This is a genomic window from Pseudomonas sp. ADAK2 TE3594 (assembly GCF_053628675.1).
This window is the reverse complement of record NZ_JBRJGV010000001.1, coordinates 3223462-3239083: the sequence shown is the minus strand read 5'-3', so window position 1 is coordinate 3239083 and position 15622 is coordinate 3223462. Positions and strand designations below refer to the sequence as shown.

Annotated in this window: 14 protein-coding genes; 9 read left to right on the top strand and 5 right to left on the bottom strand. The window is 60.6% G+C overall.

Annotation, left to right across the window (positions count from 1 at the left end; all coding sequences use genetic code 11):
- Positions 1–63: 63 nt before the first annotated feature.
- The 8 genes from AB7M22_RS14220 (at position 64) to AB7M22_RS14185 (ending at position 6756) form a co-directional block, all read left to right on the top strand.
- Positions 64–912 carry a transporter substrate-binding domain-containing protein gene (locus AB7M22_RS14220; protein ID WP_454186777.1) on the top strand — a complete coding sequence of 283 codons (849 nt, stop codon included), beginning with the start codon at positions 64–66 and terminating at the stop codon, positions 910–912.
- 51 nt (positions 913–963) lie between these two features.
- Entirely contained in the window at positions 964–1626 is a 663-nt protein-coding gene (locus AB7M22_RS14215) for an amino acid ABC transporter permease (protein WP_454186776.1), read from the top strand.
- A 9-nt stretch (positions 1627–1635) separates the two neighbouring features.
- Entirely contained in the window at positions 1636–2298 is a 663-nt protein-coding gene (locus AB7M22_RS14210) for an amino acid ABC transporter permease (protein ID WP_007898262.1), read from the top strand.
- Complete coding sequence (locus AB7M22_RS14205) at positions 2295–3086, top strand: amino acid ABC transporter ATP-binding protein (protein ID WP_454186775.1); 792 nt, start codon at positions 2295–2297, stop codon at positions 3084–3086. The genes AB7M22_RS14210 and AB7M22_RS14205 overlap by 4 nt, the downstream gene beginning before the upstream one ends.
- Before the next feature lie 24 nt (positions 3087–3110).
- Positions 3111–3500 carry a RidA family protein gene (locus tag AB7M22_RS14200; RefSeq protein ID WP_007898265.1) on the top strand — a complete coding sequence of 130 codons (390 nt, stop codon included), beginning with the start codon at positions 3111–3113 and terminating at the stop codon, positions 3498–3500.
- Positions 3501–3643: 143 nt separating this feature from the next.
- Complete coding sequence (locus AB7M22_RS14195; protein WP_008006899.1) at positions 3644–4408, top strand: IclR family transcriptional regulator; 765 nt, start codon at positions 3644–3646, stop codon at positions 4406–4408.
- Between the two features lie 39 nt (positions 4409–4447).
- Positions 4448–5665 carry an amino acid deaminase gene (locus AB7M22_RS14190; RefSeq protein WP_454186774.1) on the top strand — a complete coding sequence of 406 codons (1218 nt, stop codon included), beginning with the start codon at positions 4448–4450 and terminating at the stop codon, positions 5663–5665.
- 158 nt (positions 5666–5823) lie between these two features.
- Positions 5824–6756: a sugar kinase gene (locus tag AB7M22_RS14185; protein WP_454186773.1), complete on the top strand. Its 933-nt coding sequence runs from the start codon at positions 5824–5826 to the stop codon at positions 6754–6756.
- Positions 6757–6897: 141 nt separating this feature from the next.
- On the opposite strand, the gene AB7M22_RS14180 is transcribed toward AB7M22_RS14185, so the two are convergent.
- Together AB7M22_RS14180 and AB7M22_RS14175 are read right to left on the bottom strand one after the other, a co-directional pair.
- On the bottom strand, positions 6898–7173 hold the full coding sequence (locus AB7M22_RS14180; RefSeq protein ID WP_007898282.1) for a peptidylprolyl isomerase: 276 nt from the start codon (positions 7171–7173) through the stop codon (positions 6898–6900).
- Positions 7174–7239: 66 nt separating this feature from the next.
- A complete protein-coding gene (locus AB7M22_RS14175; RefSeq protein ID WP_454186772.1) occupies positions 7240–9777 on the bottom strand; it encodes a PAS domain S-box protein in 2538 nt (845 codons plus the stop codon).
- A 119-nt stretch (positions 9778–9896) separates the two neighbouring features.
- Between AB7M22_RS14175 and AB7M22_RS14170 the strand changes: the two genes are divergently transcribed.
- Positions 9897–11006, top strand: a complete 1110-nt coding sequence (locus tag AB7M22_RS14170; RefSeq protein WP_454186771.1) for a PilT/PilU family type 4a pilus ATPase — start codon at positions 9897–9899, stop codon at positions 11004–11006.
- Positions 11007–11130: 124 nt separating this feature from the next.
- On the opposite strand, the gene AB7M22_RS14165 is transcribed toward AB7M22_RS14170, so the two are convergent.
- From AB7M22_RS14165 to AB7M22_RS14155, 3 genes are all read right to left on the bottom strand, one after another.
- Positions 11131–13086, bottom strand: a complete 1956-nt coding sequence (locus tag AB7M22_RS14165) for an acetoacetate--CoA ligase (RefSeq protein WP_454186770.1) — start codon at positions 13084–13086, stop codon at positions 11131–11133.
- Between the two features lie 140 nt (positions 13087–13226).
- Complete coding sequence (gene hbdH / locus AB7M22_RS14160) at positions 13227–14000, bottom strand: 3-hydroxybutyrate dehydrogenase (protein WP_454186769.1); 774 nt, start codon at positions 13998–14000, stop codon at positions 13227–13229.
- A 7-nt stretch (positions 14001–14007) separates the two neighbouring features.
- Positions 14008–15399: a GntP family permease gene (locus AB7M22_RS14155; protein WP_454186768.1), complete on the bottom strand. Its 1392-nt coding sequence runs from the start codon at positions 15397–15399 to the stop codon at positions 14008–14010.
- Between the last annotated feature and the right edge of the window lie 223 nt (positions 15400–15622).

Here is a 15622-nt window from a genome sequence, read left to right as displayed (position 1 = left end):
TATTCCGTTGTTACATACCTTGTTCCGGTATAGCGGAATAAACACAACTCTGGAGTGCTTGCCATGCATCGCCGACCTTCTTTGTTTAAAGCGTGTGTCTTTCTGTTCGCGGCTTCGGCTGCTGTCGTGGGTGTCGCCCAGGCAGCAGACAGTAAGCTCGACAGCGTGCTGGCCCGTGGGAAATTGATTGTGGGCACCGGCAGTACCAATGCGCCGTGGCACTTCCAGGGCGCGGATGGCAAGTTGCAGGGATTCGATATTGATATCGCGCGGATGGTGGCCAAAGGGTTGTTCAACGATCCGAGCAAGGTCGAGTTCGTGGTGCAGTCGTCCGATGCGCGGATTCCGAATCTGCTGACCGACAAGGTCGACATGAGTTGCCAGTTCATCACCGTGACCGCCAGCCGTGCACAGCAAGTGGCGTTCACCCTGCCGTATTACCGCGAAGGCGTCGGCCTGTTGTTGCCGGCCAACAGCAAGTACAAGGAAATCGACGACCTGAAGGCCGCCGGCGAAGGCGTTATCGTGGCGGTGCTGCAGAACGTGTACGCCGAGGAACTGGTGCATCAGGCGTTGCCCAAGGCCAAGGTCGATCAGTACGACAGCGTGGATTTGATGTATCAGGCGGTGAACTCCGGCCGTGCCGACGCGGCGGCCACCGATCAGTCGTCGGTGAAATACCTGATGGTGCAGAACCCTGGTCGCTATCGCAGCCCGGCCTATGCCTGGAGCCCGCAAACCTACTCCTGTGCAGTCAAGCGCGGCGATCAGGACTGGTTGAACTTCGTTAACACCGTCCTGCATGAAAGCATGACCGGTGTTGAGTTCCCGACTTATGCGGCGTCGTTCAAGCAGTGGTTCGGTGTAGACCTCCCTACACCTGCAATCGGTTTTCCCGCTGAATTCAAATGATCCCGTGAGAGCGGGGCGGTTCCGATCGCCCCGCTCAAGGTACCGCTGACCATGAACTATCAGTTGAATTTTGCCGCCGTCTGGCGCGACTTCGACACCTTGCTCGCGGGGCTCGGTCTGGGGCTTGAGCTGGCGTTGGTGTCGATCGCCATCGGCTGCGTGATCGGCCTGATGATGGCGTTTGCCTTGCTGTCAAAGCACCGCCCGTTGCGGGTGCTGGCATCGGTGTATGTAACGGTGATCCGTAATACGCCGATCCTGGTATTGATCCTGTTGATCTACTTCGCGTTGCCGAGCTTAGGGGTTCGGCTGGACAAGATCCCGTCGTTCATCATCACCCTGTCGCTGTATGCCGGGGCGTACCTGACCGAAGTGTTCCGCGGCGGGTTGTTGAGCATTCCCAAGGGGCAACGTGAAGCCGGCCTGGCCATCGGGCTCGGTGAGTGGCAGGTCAAGGCGTATGTCACCGTGCCGGTGATGCTGCGCAATGTGCTGCCGGCCCTGTCGAACAACTTCATTTCACTGTTCAAGGACACCTCGCTGGCGGCGGCGATTGCCGTGCCGGAGCTGACCTATTACGCGCGCAAGATCAATGTCGAGAGCTACCGGGTGATTGAAACCTGGCTGGTGACCACAGCGCTCTATGTTGCGGCCTGTTACCTCATTGCCATGATGCTGCGTTACCTCGAACAGCGTCTGGCGATTCGCCGATAGGAGCCCCTCATGTACGAATCCCCCAGTTGGTTGCATGAGTTATGGGTGGCGCGGGAAGTCCTGTGGCAGGGCTTTCTGACCAGTGTGCAGTGCTCGGCGCTGGCGATTTTGTTGGGCACGCTGGTCGGCATCGTTGCCGGTCTGGTGCTCACCTATGGCACGTTCTGGATGCGCGCGCCGTTCCGCTTTTACGTCGACATCATTCGCGGCACGCCGGTGTTTGTATTGGTGTTGGCCTGCTTCTACATGGCGCCGGCATTGGGCTGGCAAATCAGCGCATTCGGCGCCGGCACCTTGGGGTTGACGCTGTTTTGCGGCTCCCACGTTGCCGAGATTGTGCGCGGTGCATTGCAAGCGCTGCCCAGTGGCCAGATGGAAGCGAGCAAGGCCATCGGCCTGACGTTTTACCAGGCGCTGGGCTACGTGTTGTTGCCCCAGGCGCTGCGGCAGATTCTGCCGACCTGGGTCAACTCGTCCACCGAGATCGTCAAGGCCTCGACGCTGTTGTCGGTGATCGGCGTCGCCGAGTTGCTACTCAGCACCCAACAGATCATCGCCCGGACGTTCATGACCCTGGAGTTTTACCTGTTCGCCGGATTGCTGTTTTTCGTCATCAACTACGCCATCGAATTACTCGGCCGGCACATTGAAAAGCGGGTGGCCTTGCCATGATACAAGCTCAAGTTTCGACACAGGATCAAGCGCTCCTGGACATCCGCGGCCTGCACAAACAGTACGGCCAGCTCGAAGTGCTCAAGGGCGTCGACCTGACGATGCAGCGCGGCAATGTAGTCACGCTGATCGGCTCCAGCGGCTCGGGCAAGACCACGCTGCTGCGCTGCGTGAACATGCTCGAAGAGTTCCAGGGCGGGCAGATTCTGCTCGACGGCGAATCCATCGGCTATGACGAGGTCAACGGCAAGCGCGTGCGTCATCCTGAAAAAGTCATCGCCCGCCATCGGGCCATGACCGGCATGGCGTTCCAGCAATTCAATCTGTTCCCGCACCTCACCGCGTTGCAGAACGTCACCCTCGGGTTGTTCAAGGTCAAAAAGCTGCACAAGGATGAAGCCGTGGCGCTGGCGGAAAAATGGCTGGAGCGGGTTGGGTTGCTGGAACGGCGCGATCATTACCCCGGCCAGTTGTCTGGCGGCCAGCAACAGCGCGTGGCGATTGCCCGGGCGATTGCGATGAACCCGAGCCTGATGCTGTTCGATGAAGTCACCTCGGCCCTCGATCCGGAACTGGTGGGCGAAGTGCTGAACGTGATCAAGGGTCTGGCCGAAGACGGCATGACCATGCTGCTGGTGACCCACGAAATGCGCTTTGCCTTCGAGGTGTCGGACAAAATCGTATTCATGAATCAGGGGCGGATCGAAGAGCAGGGGCCGCCCAAGGAACTGTTCGAACGCCCACAGTCGCCGCGTCTGGCGGAATTTCTCAAGAACACGCGCTTTTAACTTTTTCAATCAGGAGAAACACTCATGAGCATTACTCGTTACGGCACCGGCAGCACGGCCGGTGGCGGCCAGCCCCGTCCTTTCGCCCGCGCCGTCGAAGCCGATGGCTGGCTGCACGTGTCTGGCCAGGTGCCGGCGCTGGATGGCGAAATCATTGTGGGCGGCATTGTCGAGCAGACTCACCAGACCATGAAAAACCTGATCGCGATTCTGGAGGAGGCCGGTTACGGGCTCGAAGACGTGGTCCGTACCGGCGTGTGGCTGGAAGACCCGCGGGATTTCTGGAGTTTCAACAAGGTGTTTTCCGAGTACTTCAAAAGCGAACACGCCCCGGCGAGGGCCTGTGTGCAGGCGAACATGATGGTCGATTGCAAGGTCGAGATTGATTGCATCGCGTACAAGAAAAAGGCCTGAACCGCGGTGAATTCTTCGCGGGCAAGCCTCGCTCCTACAAACGGCGAGATCCTGTAGGAGCGAGGCTTGCCCGCGAAGGCGGCCTTACAGTCGCCACCGCACTCTGGGTAAACTCCCGGCACTCTGAATGGGAACCGAATGACATGACCGAAGACACCATCAAGCGCCGGGCTCGCGGTCTGGACCGGGCGTTCGACATTCTCGATTTCCTCAAGGAAATCGGCCAGCCCTTGCGCCCGAACGAAATCGCCAGCGGCATCGGCAGCCCGAAATCCACGGTCTACGAACTGGTCGCGTCCTTGTTGGAACGGCGGATTCTGGAACCTGTGGGCAAGGACGGTCACGTTTACCTCGGTCGTCAGCTGTACTTCCTCGGGCAGGCGCATTTGCGCCATTTCGACCTGGCCCGCGAGGCCGATCATGCCTTGCAGGAAATCGTCAGCCAGACCCGTGAAACCGCGCAGATGTGCCTGCTCAACGGGCGTAAATACACCGTGGCGTTGATGAAGGAGGGCGAGCGACATTTCCGCATCTCCTCGGACATCGGCGAGAACGCGCCGATCCCCTGGACCGCTTCCGGGCGCTTGCTGCTGGCGCATCTAAGCGATCAAGAGATCGTCGATTTGATCGACCCCGACGACTTCATTTTACCCGGCGGTGAACACCTGCCGCTGGAGCGGTTTCTCGAGGAAATCCGCCAGGCCGGTATCGATGGGTTCTTTTCCTTCGATAGCGTCGCTGACACCTTTACCCATTGCTTCGCCGCCCCGGTCAAAGACCCGAACGGCGTGGCCATTGCGACCCTGTGCATCGTCGCCCCGCGGGCCGATGCGAAGAACAATTACAACGACTATCGCCGGGTGTTGATCGACAGCGCCAACAGCCTCGCCCGGCGTATCAACGAATAACAGCGGCTGCCTGCGGCCGCGAATGTGAGGAGTTCGACCATGTATTCCGCCAAAAATACTGCCGCCGTGGAAAAGGGCTTTGCCCACACTGGCGCCAACCTGGTACGCGACGTCAGCCTGCCGGCGCTGGTGCTGCACCGCGAAGCGCTGGAACACAACATTCGCTGGATGCAGGATTTTGTCAGCAACAGCGGCGCCGAACTCGCCCCCCACGGCAAAACCAGCATGACCCCGGCGCTGTTTCGCCGCCAACTGGACGCCGGTGCCTGGGGCATCACCCTGGCCAGCGCCACCCAGACTCGTGCGGCTTACTCCCACGGTGTGCATCGGGTGCTGATGGCCAACCAATTGGTCGGCATACCGAACATGGCGTTGATCGCCGACCTGTTGGCAGACCCGACCTTCGATTTCTATTGCATGGTCGATCACCCGGATAACGTCGCCGACCTCGGCGCGTTTTTCGCCTCGCGTGGCGTGCGCTTGAACGTGATGATCGAGTACGGCGTGGTCGGTGGTCGTTGCGGTTGCCGCACCGAAGCCGAAGTGCTGGCGCTGGCCAAAGCGATTGTGGCTCAACCGGCGCTGGCATTGACCGGCATCGAGGGTTACGAAGGGGTGATTCACGGTGATCACGCGGTGAGCGGCATCCGTGCGTTCGCTGATTCTTTGGTGCGCCTGGCCGTGCAATTGCAGGACAGCGGTGCGTTCGCCATCCCCAAGCCGATCATCACGGCGTCGGGTTCGGCCTGGTACGACCTGATCGCCGAGTCCTTTGAAGCGCAGAACGCCAGCGGGCGTTTCCTCAGCGTGCTGCGTCCTGGCAGCTACGTGGCTCACGACCATGGCATCTACAAAGAAGCGCAATGCTGCGTGCTCGACCGCCGCAGCGACCTGCACGAAGGCCTGCGCCCGGCGCTGGAAGTCTGGGCGCATGTGCAGTCGTTGCCGGAGCCGGGTTTTGCGGTGATCGCCCTGGGCAAACGCGACGTGGCCTACGACGCCGGTTTGCCGGTGCCGTTGCTGCGTTACAAGGCCGGTGTAGTGCCGGCGGTCGGCGAGGATGTGAGTGACTGCAAGGTGACGGCGGTGATGGACCAGCACGCCTTCATGACCGTGGCGCCGGGGGTTGAGTTGCGGGTGGGCGATATCATTTCGTTCGGTACTTCGCACCCGTGCCTGACGTTCGACAAATGGCGCATCGGGTGCCTGGTGGATGAGCAACTGAATGTCATCGAAACCATGGAAACCTGTTTTTAAGGATCCAGACCGAGGCGCGGCCTTCGCGGGCAAGCCTCGCTCCTACAAGGTATGTGGTTGCTGCCGAATTTTGGGTTCGACACAAAACCTGTAGGAGCGAGGCTTGCCCGCGAAGGCGCCCATCCAGACACCACCGAAACACCAGAGACACCACATCAATGAACAGCATCAGCCCCCTCGGCCCCAACACCCCGCGCATCGCCCTGATCGGCGAATGCATGATCGAATTACAGCAGCGCGCCGATGGCACGCTGCAACAAAGCTTCGGCGGCGATACCCTGAACACCGCGGTCTACCTGGCCCGTGAGCTGGGCGATGGCGGCACGGTGGATTACGTCACTGCCCTGGGCGATGACAGTTTCAGCGATGCGATGTGCCAGAGCTGGGCCAGCGAAAACATTGGCTTGGACATGGTTCAGCGTTTGCCCGGTCGTTTGCCCGGCCTGTATTGCATCCAGACCGACGCGGCCGGCGAGCGGCGCTTTCTCTACTGGCGCAATGAAGCGGCCGTTCGCGATTGTTTCACCACCCCGGCGGCCGCGCCGATTCTGGCGGCGCTGCCGGATTACGACGTGTTGTATTTCAGCGGCATCACCCTGGCGGTGCTCGGTGTGCAGGGTCGGGAAAAACTCCTGGAAACCCTGATCGAAGCCCGGCAGCAGGATGCGCGGATCGTGTTCGACAACAATTACCGGCCACGCTTGTGGGCATCGATCGAGGAAGCACGGGCGGCTTATCGCAGCGTTCTGCCCTATATCGACCTGGCGTTGCTGACCGTTGATGACGAGCAGGCGCTGTTCCACTTTTCCGATTGCGCGGCGGTGTTTGCCGCTTACGAGCAAATGGGCACACCGGAAGTGGTGCTCAAACGCGGGGCCGAGGCGTGTCTGATTCGCTGCGATGGAGAGTCGTTCGAAGTGCCGGCACAGGTGGTCGAGCGGGTGGTGGACACCACGGCGGCGGGGGATTCGTTCAGTGCGGCGTATTTGGCGTGTCGGCTCAAGGGTGGCAGCCCGGTCGAGGCTGCCGAGGCGGGGCATCGGTTGGCGAGTCGGGTGATTCAAATGCCAGGGGCGTTGATCCCGAGATAAGCGGTGGATGGCCGTTTGCTGCGCAACCGGATCGCGGGCAAGCCCGCTCCCACAGGTTTTTTGGTGTGGCTGCAATCTGTGGCAATTCACAATCCCTGTGGGAGCGGGCTTGCCCGCGATGAGGCCCTAAAGCCAAATCCATCAATCCCGATAAAACACCTGCACCAGGTGATAACCAAACTTGCTCTTGATCGGCCCATGCACCACCCGCAGCGGTTTTTTGAAGATCACCGCATCGATCACGCCGACCATCTGCCCGGGCCGTACTTCGCCCAGGTCGCCGCCGCGTTTGCCGGACGGGCAGGTGGAGTATTTCTTGGCCAGCACATCAAAGGCTTCGCCCTTGGCGATGCGTTGTTTGAGCTGCTCGGCTTCTTCCGAGGTTTTCACCAGGATATGGCGGGCTTGGGCTTTCATTGGCAGTACCTTGCAACGGTGGTGGCTATGTTGGTGCCAGCGTGGGGCGCGCGATTATGCCTTAACTCAGTCCGCTTGGCCGATCATCGTGCGAATCTTGTTGGCCAACAGGTCAATGGAAAAGGGTTTGGCCACCATGTCCATGCCTTCCTCCAGGAACCCCTGGCGTTCGGTGGCTTTCTCCGCATAACCGGTCATGAACAGCACCTTCAGATCCGGGCGATGCTGACGCGCGATTTCCGCCAGTTGCCGACCGTTCATGCCCGGCAACCCGACATCGGTGACCAACAGATCGACCCGCAGGTCCGATTCCAGCAAGGGCAGGGCGGCGTTCGCGTCTTCGGCTTCATGGGCGTGATAACCCAACTCATTGAGCAGGTCGAGCACCAGCATGCGCACCGCCGGATCGTCTTCCACCAACACCACGGTTTCACCGGCAACAGCTGCTGGTGTTTCGCCGGTGACTGGCACTAACGTGTGTTCCGGCACCGCGACGTGCAGCCGTGGCAAATACAGGCGAACGCAGGTGCCCTGGCCCGGCAGGCTGTGAAGGCTGACGTGCCCGCCTGACTGCTGGGCGAAACCATAGATCATCGACAGTCCAAGGCCGGTGCCCTGGCCGATGGGTTTGGTGGTGAAGAACGGGTCGAAGGCCTTGGCCAACACTGACGGGGTCATGCCGGCGCCGTTGTCGCTGACGGCAATCATCAGGTAATCCCCGGCCCTGACCGGTTCCAGGGGGGTGACGTCACTTCCGTCAAGATGAACATTGGCGGTTTCGATCAGCAGCTCGCCGCCTTCGGGCATCGCATCCCGGGCATTGATGACGAGGTTGAGCAGGGCGTTTTCCAATTGGCTGACGTCAGTACTGACCGGCCAGACTTCATCGGCCAGTTGCATTTTGAGCTCGATATGGTCGCCCTTGGTCCGGCGGAACAAATCTTCCAGCGAATGCACCAGATGGTTGGCATTCAGTGGCTTGCGATCCAGCGACTGACGCCGGGAGAACGCCAGCAGGCGATGGGTCAGGGCGGCGGCGCGGTGGGCCGAGGACACCGCGGCTTCGGTAAAACGACCGATCTCGGCGGCACGCCCGTCGGCGATGTAGCGCTGCATCAAATCGAGGCTGCCGATGATCCCGGTGAGCATGTTGTTGAAGTCATGGGCGATGCCGCCGGTGAGCTGTCCCACCGCTTCCATTTTCTGCGCATGCCGCAAGGCGTCTTCGGCGCGCTCGCGCTCGAACATCTCGTTTTGCAGCCGCTGGTTGGCTTCGGCCAGTTGTTGGGTGCGGGCGCTGACGCGTTCTTCAAGGGTTTCGTTGAGGTTGCGCAGGGCTTCTTCGGTCTGTTTGCGTTCGGTCTCGTCGATCACGAAGATGTAAAAACCGTTCACCGCGCCGTCCGCGCCATGACGCGGCAGGTAGTTCATCAGGGCCTGGCGGGTGCTGCCGTCGCGGTGCGCGGCGCTGATGCTGAAACTGCAAGCCTTGCCTTTCAGCGCCTCGGCAATGTATTCGGCGCGCAGGGCATAGGCTTCGTCGCCCAGCACTTCACGGATGGTGCGGCCGTAAAGTTCCTGGGGCGTCAGGCCGTACCATTCCAGATAGGCGGCATTGTTGAGGCGAAAGCGCTCCTCACTGTCGACGTAACTGATCAGGATCGGCATGGCGTTGATGATCAGTTGCAGCTCGGTCTGGCTCTGGCGAAGGGCTTGTTCGATGTGTTTGCGTTCGGTCAGGTCGAGTGCCGCGCCGAGGAAACGAATCGGCCGGCCATGATGATCCTTGTAGCAGCGGCCTCGGGCAAACACCCAGCGCAATTGGCCGTCGGGCTGCAGCAAGCGATATTCCTCGGCGTACTCGCTGCCATGGGTGATGCAGTGCTTGATGCTGCGGGCAATCATGGCGCGGTCTTCCGGGTGTACGCCGTGGAGGTATTCGCTGATGGGCAACTGGCTGGCCATGGCCGGATCGACGCCATGCAATTGCGCGAAGTGCGCGTCGGCGATGAAACGGTCTTCGCCAATGTCCCAGTCCCAGGTGCCAACGGCATCGGTGGCGGCCAGCGCCAATTGCAAACGCTGCTCGGTTTCGTGCTGCGCCTTGAGGCTGGCGGCGGAGCGTTGCTCGAGCTCCAGGGCGATGCGGCGGCGTTCATTGGTTTCGATGGCCGTGACCAGAATCCCGGCAACCTCGGCGTTTTCATTGCGAATGGGGCTGTAGGTCAAATCCAGCCAGAAGTCGGAATCTTTCCCGTCGCGCTGCAAGGTAAAGCGCTGTTCGCTGTAGGTCCGCACCTGACCCTGTAGGACGGCGCTGTAAATCGGGTCGGTGAAGTCTTTCAGTTCTGGCCAGATCAGGTGCGTCGGTTGTCCGAAAGCGAGAGGGTGCTTGCTGCCGGCGAGGAGGGCGAAGCCGTCGTTGTAGATCTGCGTAAGCTGCGGGCCCCATAGCAACAGCATTGGCATTGGCGAGTGAATCACAATGTCCACGGCGGTGCGCAGGCTCTGCGGCCAGTGATCAGCGGCGCCCAGCGGGTTGTTTGTCCAGTCCAGTCGGGCAATCAAGGCCTGGGTGTCGCTGGCGGTCGGTGGTGCGTTCATCACAATGTCCTGCGTGTCAGTCGGTGTGGCGGCGTCTACTATCCTTGCATGGCGGTAGACGCTGGATGACCCGTCTTGGGTCATTTTTTCAATTGAATGCTTCGCGGGTGTTTTTTGCCATGGAAATCGATGCACTGTTGCAGATTCTGGCCAGCCGCAATGGCTCCGATCTTTACCTGTCCACGGGCGCGCCACCCAGCGCGAAATTTGACGGTGTGCTCAAAGCCCTGGCCGAGCAACCGTTCAAGCCCGGAGAAATCGCGGCCATTGCCGCGTCCATCATGGACGCCGAACAGCGCCTGGAGTTCGATCGCGAACTGGAAATGAACCTGGCGCTTTCCCTGACCGGGGTCGGGCGCTTTCGGCTCAATATCTTCAAGCAGCGCAACGATGTATCTATCGTGGCGCGCAACATCAAACTCGACATTCCACGCTTCGAAGACCTCAAACTGCCACCGGTGCTGCTTGAAACCATCATGCTCAAACAGGGGCTGATATTGTTCGTCGGTTCGACCGGTTCCGGCAAGTCGACTTCGCTGGCGGCGCTGATCGATTACCGCAACCGCCACAGCAGCGGGCATATCATCACCATCGAAGACCCGGTCGAGTTTATCCATCGGCACAAGAAGTCGATCATCAACCAGCGTGAGGTCGGCGTAGACACCCGCAGTTTTCATGCAGCGTTGAAAAACACCCTGCGCCAGGCGCCGGACGTGGTGCTGATCGGCGAAATTCGCGATCGCGAGACTATGGAACACGCGCTGGCGTTTGCCGATACCGGTCATCTGGTCATTTCCACTTTGCATGCGCACAACGCCAATCAGGCGTTGGACCGCGTGATCAACTTCTTTCCCGAAGAGCGCCGGACGCAGCTGCTCCATGACCTGGGCAATAATCTCAAGGCGTTTGTTTCCCAGCGTTTGGTGCGTACCCGCGATGGGCAGCGTCGGGCGGCGGTGGAGATAATGCTGGGAACGCCGACCATCGGCGACCTGATCCGGCGCAATGAGCTTGGCGAGCTCAAGGGGATTATGGAAAAGTCGTCAGAGGCGGGGATGCAGACGTTTGATGGGGCGCTGTTCGAGCTGTTTGCCGAGGGCGCGATCGATGAGGCAGAGGCGTTGAAACATGCGGACTCGGTGAACAACTTGCGCCTGCGCCTGAAAATGCACGCCGAGGCTACGCCCGGGCCCCATACACCGCCGGGTGAATGGGGATTAGTGGACTGAAGGGGCCGGCGCTGATCAAAAATGTGGGAGCGAGCCTGCTCGCGATTGCGGTGTGTCAGGCGCATCAATATTGATTGACCCGACGCCATCGCGAGCAGGCTCGCTCCCACAGTGGATCTGTGTTTCAGTCGTTCAATTCAGTGCGGTCACGAAACTGCTCCAGCGCCTCGGGATTGGCCAGTGCATCGGTGTTCTTCACCTTCTGGCCATGCACCACATTCCTTACCGCCAGTTCGACCACCTTGCCGCTGATGGTCCGCGGAATGTCCGTCACCGCGACAATCTTCGCCGGCACATGCCGTGGTGTGGTGTTGGCGCGGATGACCTGGCGAATCTGTTGTTGCAGCGCTTCGTCAAGCTCGACACCGTCACGCAACTTCACGAACAGCACCACCCGCACGTCATCCTGCCATTGCTGGCCGATGGCAACGCTGTCCAGCACCTGCGGGACTTTCTCTACCTGACGGTAGATTTCCGCCGTGCCGATGCGCACGCCTCCGGGGTTGAGCACGGCGTCGGAACGCCCGTGGATCAACATGCCGCCTTGGGGCAGTTGCTCGGCGTAATCGCCCTGGGCCCAGACGCCGGGGAACAGGCTGAAATAGGACTTTCGCAGCTTCTCCCCGTCCGGGTCATGCCACAAACCGATGGGCATCGCCGGAAAATGTCGGGTGCACACCAGCTCGCCTTTTTCACCGATCACAGGCGTGCCGGCGTCGTTCCAGACTTCCACCGCCATGCCGAGGCTCTTGCACTGCATTTCGCCTCGGCGCACCGGCAGCACCGGGTTACCGATCACAAAGCACGAAACGATGTCGGTGCCTCCGGACATCGAGGACAGGCACAGGTCGGACTTGAACGCGCGATAGACGTAATCGAAGCTTTGCGGGGACAGCGCGGAACCGGTGGACAGCACGGTTTTGAGGCTGCTCAGGTCATGACTTTCGCACGGCTTCACGCCATTGCTTTCCAGCGCGGTAAGGAATTTGGGGCTGGTGCCGAAGACGTTGATGCGTTCGTCGTCGATCAGGTCGATCAAACGCTCCGGGCCTGGATGAAATGGCGAGCCGTCGTACAGCACCACGGCGCTGTCGACTGCCAGCGCCGAGACCAGCCAGTTCCACATCATCCAGCCGCACGTGGTGTAGTAGAACAAACGGTCGCCGGGACCAAGATCGGTGTGCAGGCCATGTTCTTTGACATGTTGCAGCAGCACGCCGCCGGTGCTGTGCACAATGCATTTCGGCACGCCGGTAGTGCCGCTGGAGTAGAGGATGTACAGCGGATGGGCGAAGGGCACGGGAACGAATTGCGGCTCGCCGCCCGGGTCGTAGAAATCGTCCCAGAGCGTCACGTTGGCCTGGCTGTGGAAGTCTTCGATGCGTGCCTGGGGTCGTGCGTAAGGCACAACGATCAACTGCTGCAAGGACGGCAGTTGCCCGAGGATTTCATTGATCTTGGCGGTCTGGTCGATCTCTTTGCCGGCGTAGCGGTAACCGGCGCAGGTGATCAGCACTTTCGGCTCGATCTGGCCGAAACGGTCGATCACCCCATGAGTACCGAAATCTGGCGAGGAACAAGACCAGATCGCGCCCAGACTGGTGGTGGCGAGCATGGCCACAAGGGTTTGCCAGGTGTTTGGCATGCACGCGGCCACACGGTCGCCGAGGCCAACACCGGCGGCTTTCAGGCCGTTTTGAAAACCGGCGACATGGCTCGCCAGTTCGGCCCAGGTCAGTTGTTCCCGTTGGCCGTTTTCACCGATTGCCACTACCGCCACGGCATCGTCGCGACGGCGTAGCAGGTGCTCGGCGAAGTTCAGCGTGGCGCCGGGGAACCACTGGGCGCTGGGCATTTGCGTGCCCTCTATCAGCACCGCGTCTGGCTGATCGTGAAAACGGATGTCGAAGAAATCGACGATGGCCTGCCAGAAAGCTTCCCGCTGATCGATGCTCCACTGGTGCAGGGCAGGGTAGTCGGCGATCTCAAGGGTATGTCGCTGATTGACGAAGCGCCGGAAAGCCTCCATGCGGGTCTTGCCGATGCGCTCGGTGCCGGGTTGCCAGAGGATGTCGGACATGGCTGGGCCTCTCTCGTTCCCACGCTCTGCGTGGGAATGCCTCAATGGACGCTCCGCGTCCGCTTTGGGACGCAGAGCGTCCCGGGCTGCATTCCCACGCAGAGCGTGGGAACGATCAGTGTCAGGGGGCTAGCGGCGGGTTACTGCGCCAACCACCCACCATCAATATTCCACGCAGCGCCACGCACCTGGCTACCGGCCTCGCTGCATAAGAACAACACCAACTCACCCAGCTGCGGCGGCGTCACGAATTCCAGGGACGGCTGCTTCTCGGTCAGCAAATCATGTTGCGCCTGCTGCGGGTCGATCCCGGTCGCGGCGCGATCATCGATCTGCTTCTGCACCAGCGGCGTCAGCACCCAACCCGGGCAGATGGCGTTGCAGGTGACGTTCGTCGTAGCGGTTTCCAGACCGACCACTTTGGTCAGGCCGATCACGCCATGTTTGGCCGCGACGTACGCCGCTTTGCCCACCGAACCGACCTGGCCATGCACCGACGCGATGTTGATGATCCGTCCCCAGCCCTTGGTGCGCATGCCCGGCAGGCTCAAGCGGGTACTGTGAAACACCGACGAAAGGTTGATCGAAATGATCGAGTCCCAGCGCTCCACCGGAAAATCTTCCACCGGCGCCACGTGCTGGATGCCCGCGTTGTTGACCAGGATATCCACGCCGCCGAACTCCCGCTCGGCGTACTCGATCATGTCGGCGATCTGCGCCGGGTCGCTGACGTCGGCGGGGTGATGGCCGACTTTGCCGCCGAATTGTTCGACTTCGGCAATCACCCTGGATGCATCGCCGAAACCGTTGAGGATCAGGTTGGCGCCAGCCTTGGCCAGGCTCAGGGCGATCCCAAGGCCGATGCCGCTGGTGGAACCGGTGACCAGTGCGGTCTTGCCCGAAAGAGTCGTCATGAATACCTCACACAATGCCAGTGGCGTAGAAAGTACCGATCACCACAAAAACAGCGAGTGTCTTGATCAGCGTAATACAGAAAATGTCTTTGTAGGCTTCGCGGTGGGTCAAACCGGTGACCGCCAGCAAAGTAATCACCGCGCCGTTGTGCGGCAGGGTGTCCATGCCGCCACTGGCCATCGCGGCGACCCGGTGCAGCACTTCCAGCGGGATATTGGCGGCGTGGGCAGCGCTGATGAACGTCTCGGACATCGCCGCCAGGGCAATGCTCATGCCGCCCGACGCCGAACCGGTGATACCGGCCAGCAGGGTCACGGTAATTGCTTCGTTGACCAGCGGGTTGGGAATGCTTTTGAGCCAGCCGGACAGCACCAGAAAACCGGGTAGCGACGCAATCACTGCGCCGAAACCGTATTCCGACGCGGTGTTCATCGCCGCCAGCAGCGCGCCGCTGACCGCACTTTTACTGCCTTCGGCCAACTTGCCGCGAATCGTCTGAAAGGCGAACACCAGCACCATGACGATGCCCACCAGCAAGGCTGCCTGGACCGCCCAGATCGCCGTCAGTTTGGCGATGTCGGTGGTCACCGGTGCTGCCATTCCCGGCAGCGCGAGGCTGTGCGTCTTGCCGTACCACAGCGGAATCCAGCGGGTGAACAGCAGGTTCATCAGGCCCACCATCAACAGCGGCGAGAGCGCGATCCAAGGGTTGGGCAGCTTGATGTCCGGCGCGGTTTCCGGCTCGTTGCGCAGCTCTGATCCATACCCTTCACCGCTGCGCTGGGCCTTGTTGCGCTGGCTCTGAAGGAACAGCATGCCGGCGCAGAACACGAAAATCGTGCCGATCACACCCAGCCACGGCGCGGCCCAGGCGGTGGTGTTGAAGAAGGTGCTGGGGATGATGTTCTGGATCTGCGGCGTGCCGGGCAGAGCGTCCATGGTGAACGAGAAGGCGCCGAGGGCGATGGTCGCCGGGATCAGGCGCTTGGGGATATTGCTCTGGCGGAACATCTCGGCGGCAAACGGGTAGACCGCAAACACCACCACAAACAGCGACACGCCGCCGTAGGTGAGCAGGGCGCAGACCAGCACGATCACCAGCATTGCCTGGCGAGTGCCAAGCAAACGAATGGCTGCTGCGACGATGGAACGGGAGAAGCCCGACAACTCGATCAGCTTGCCGAACACGGCACCGAGCAGGAACACCGGGAAATACAGTTTGACGAAGCCGACCATTTTCTCCATGAACACCCCGGTGAAAACTGGGGCCACGGCGGAAGGGTCGGTGAGCAGAACGGCGCCGAGGGCGGCGATCGGGGCAAAGAGGATAACGCTGTAGCCACGGTAAGCAGCCACCATCAGCAGCGTGAGGGCTGCCAAGGCAATGATCACACTCATGGTGTGTCTCCTGGATTGTTATTTTTGTAGGGTGAAGCTTTGTGGGAAGGGGTATAGCGAGTTTCGTGCCAGAAGATTAAGTTATTGAAATATAAGGTTTTATTTTGATTTTTTTGAATGTTTTGAAGACTTTGGTCTCTATTTTGAGACGTGCGGCGCCCAAAAAGATCGCAGCCTTCGGCAGCTCCTACAGGGGGGCGCGGAAATCCACTGTAGGAGCTGC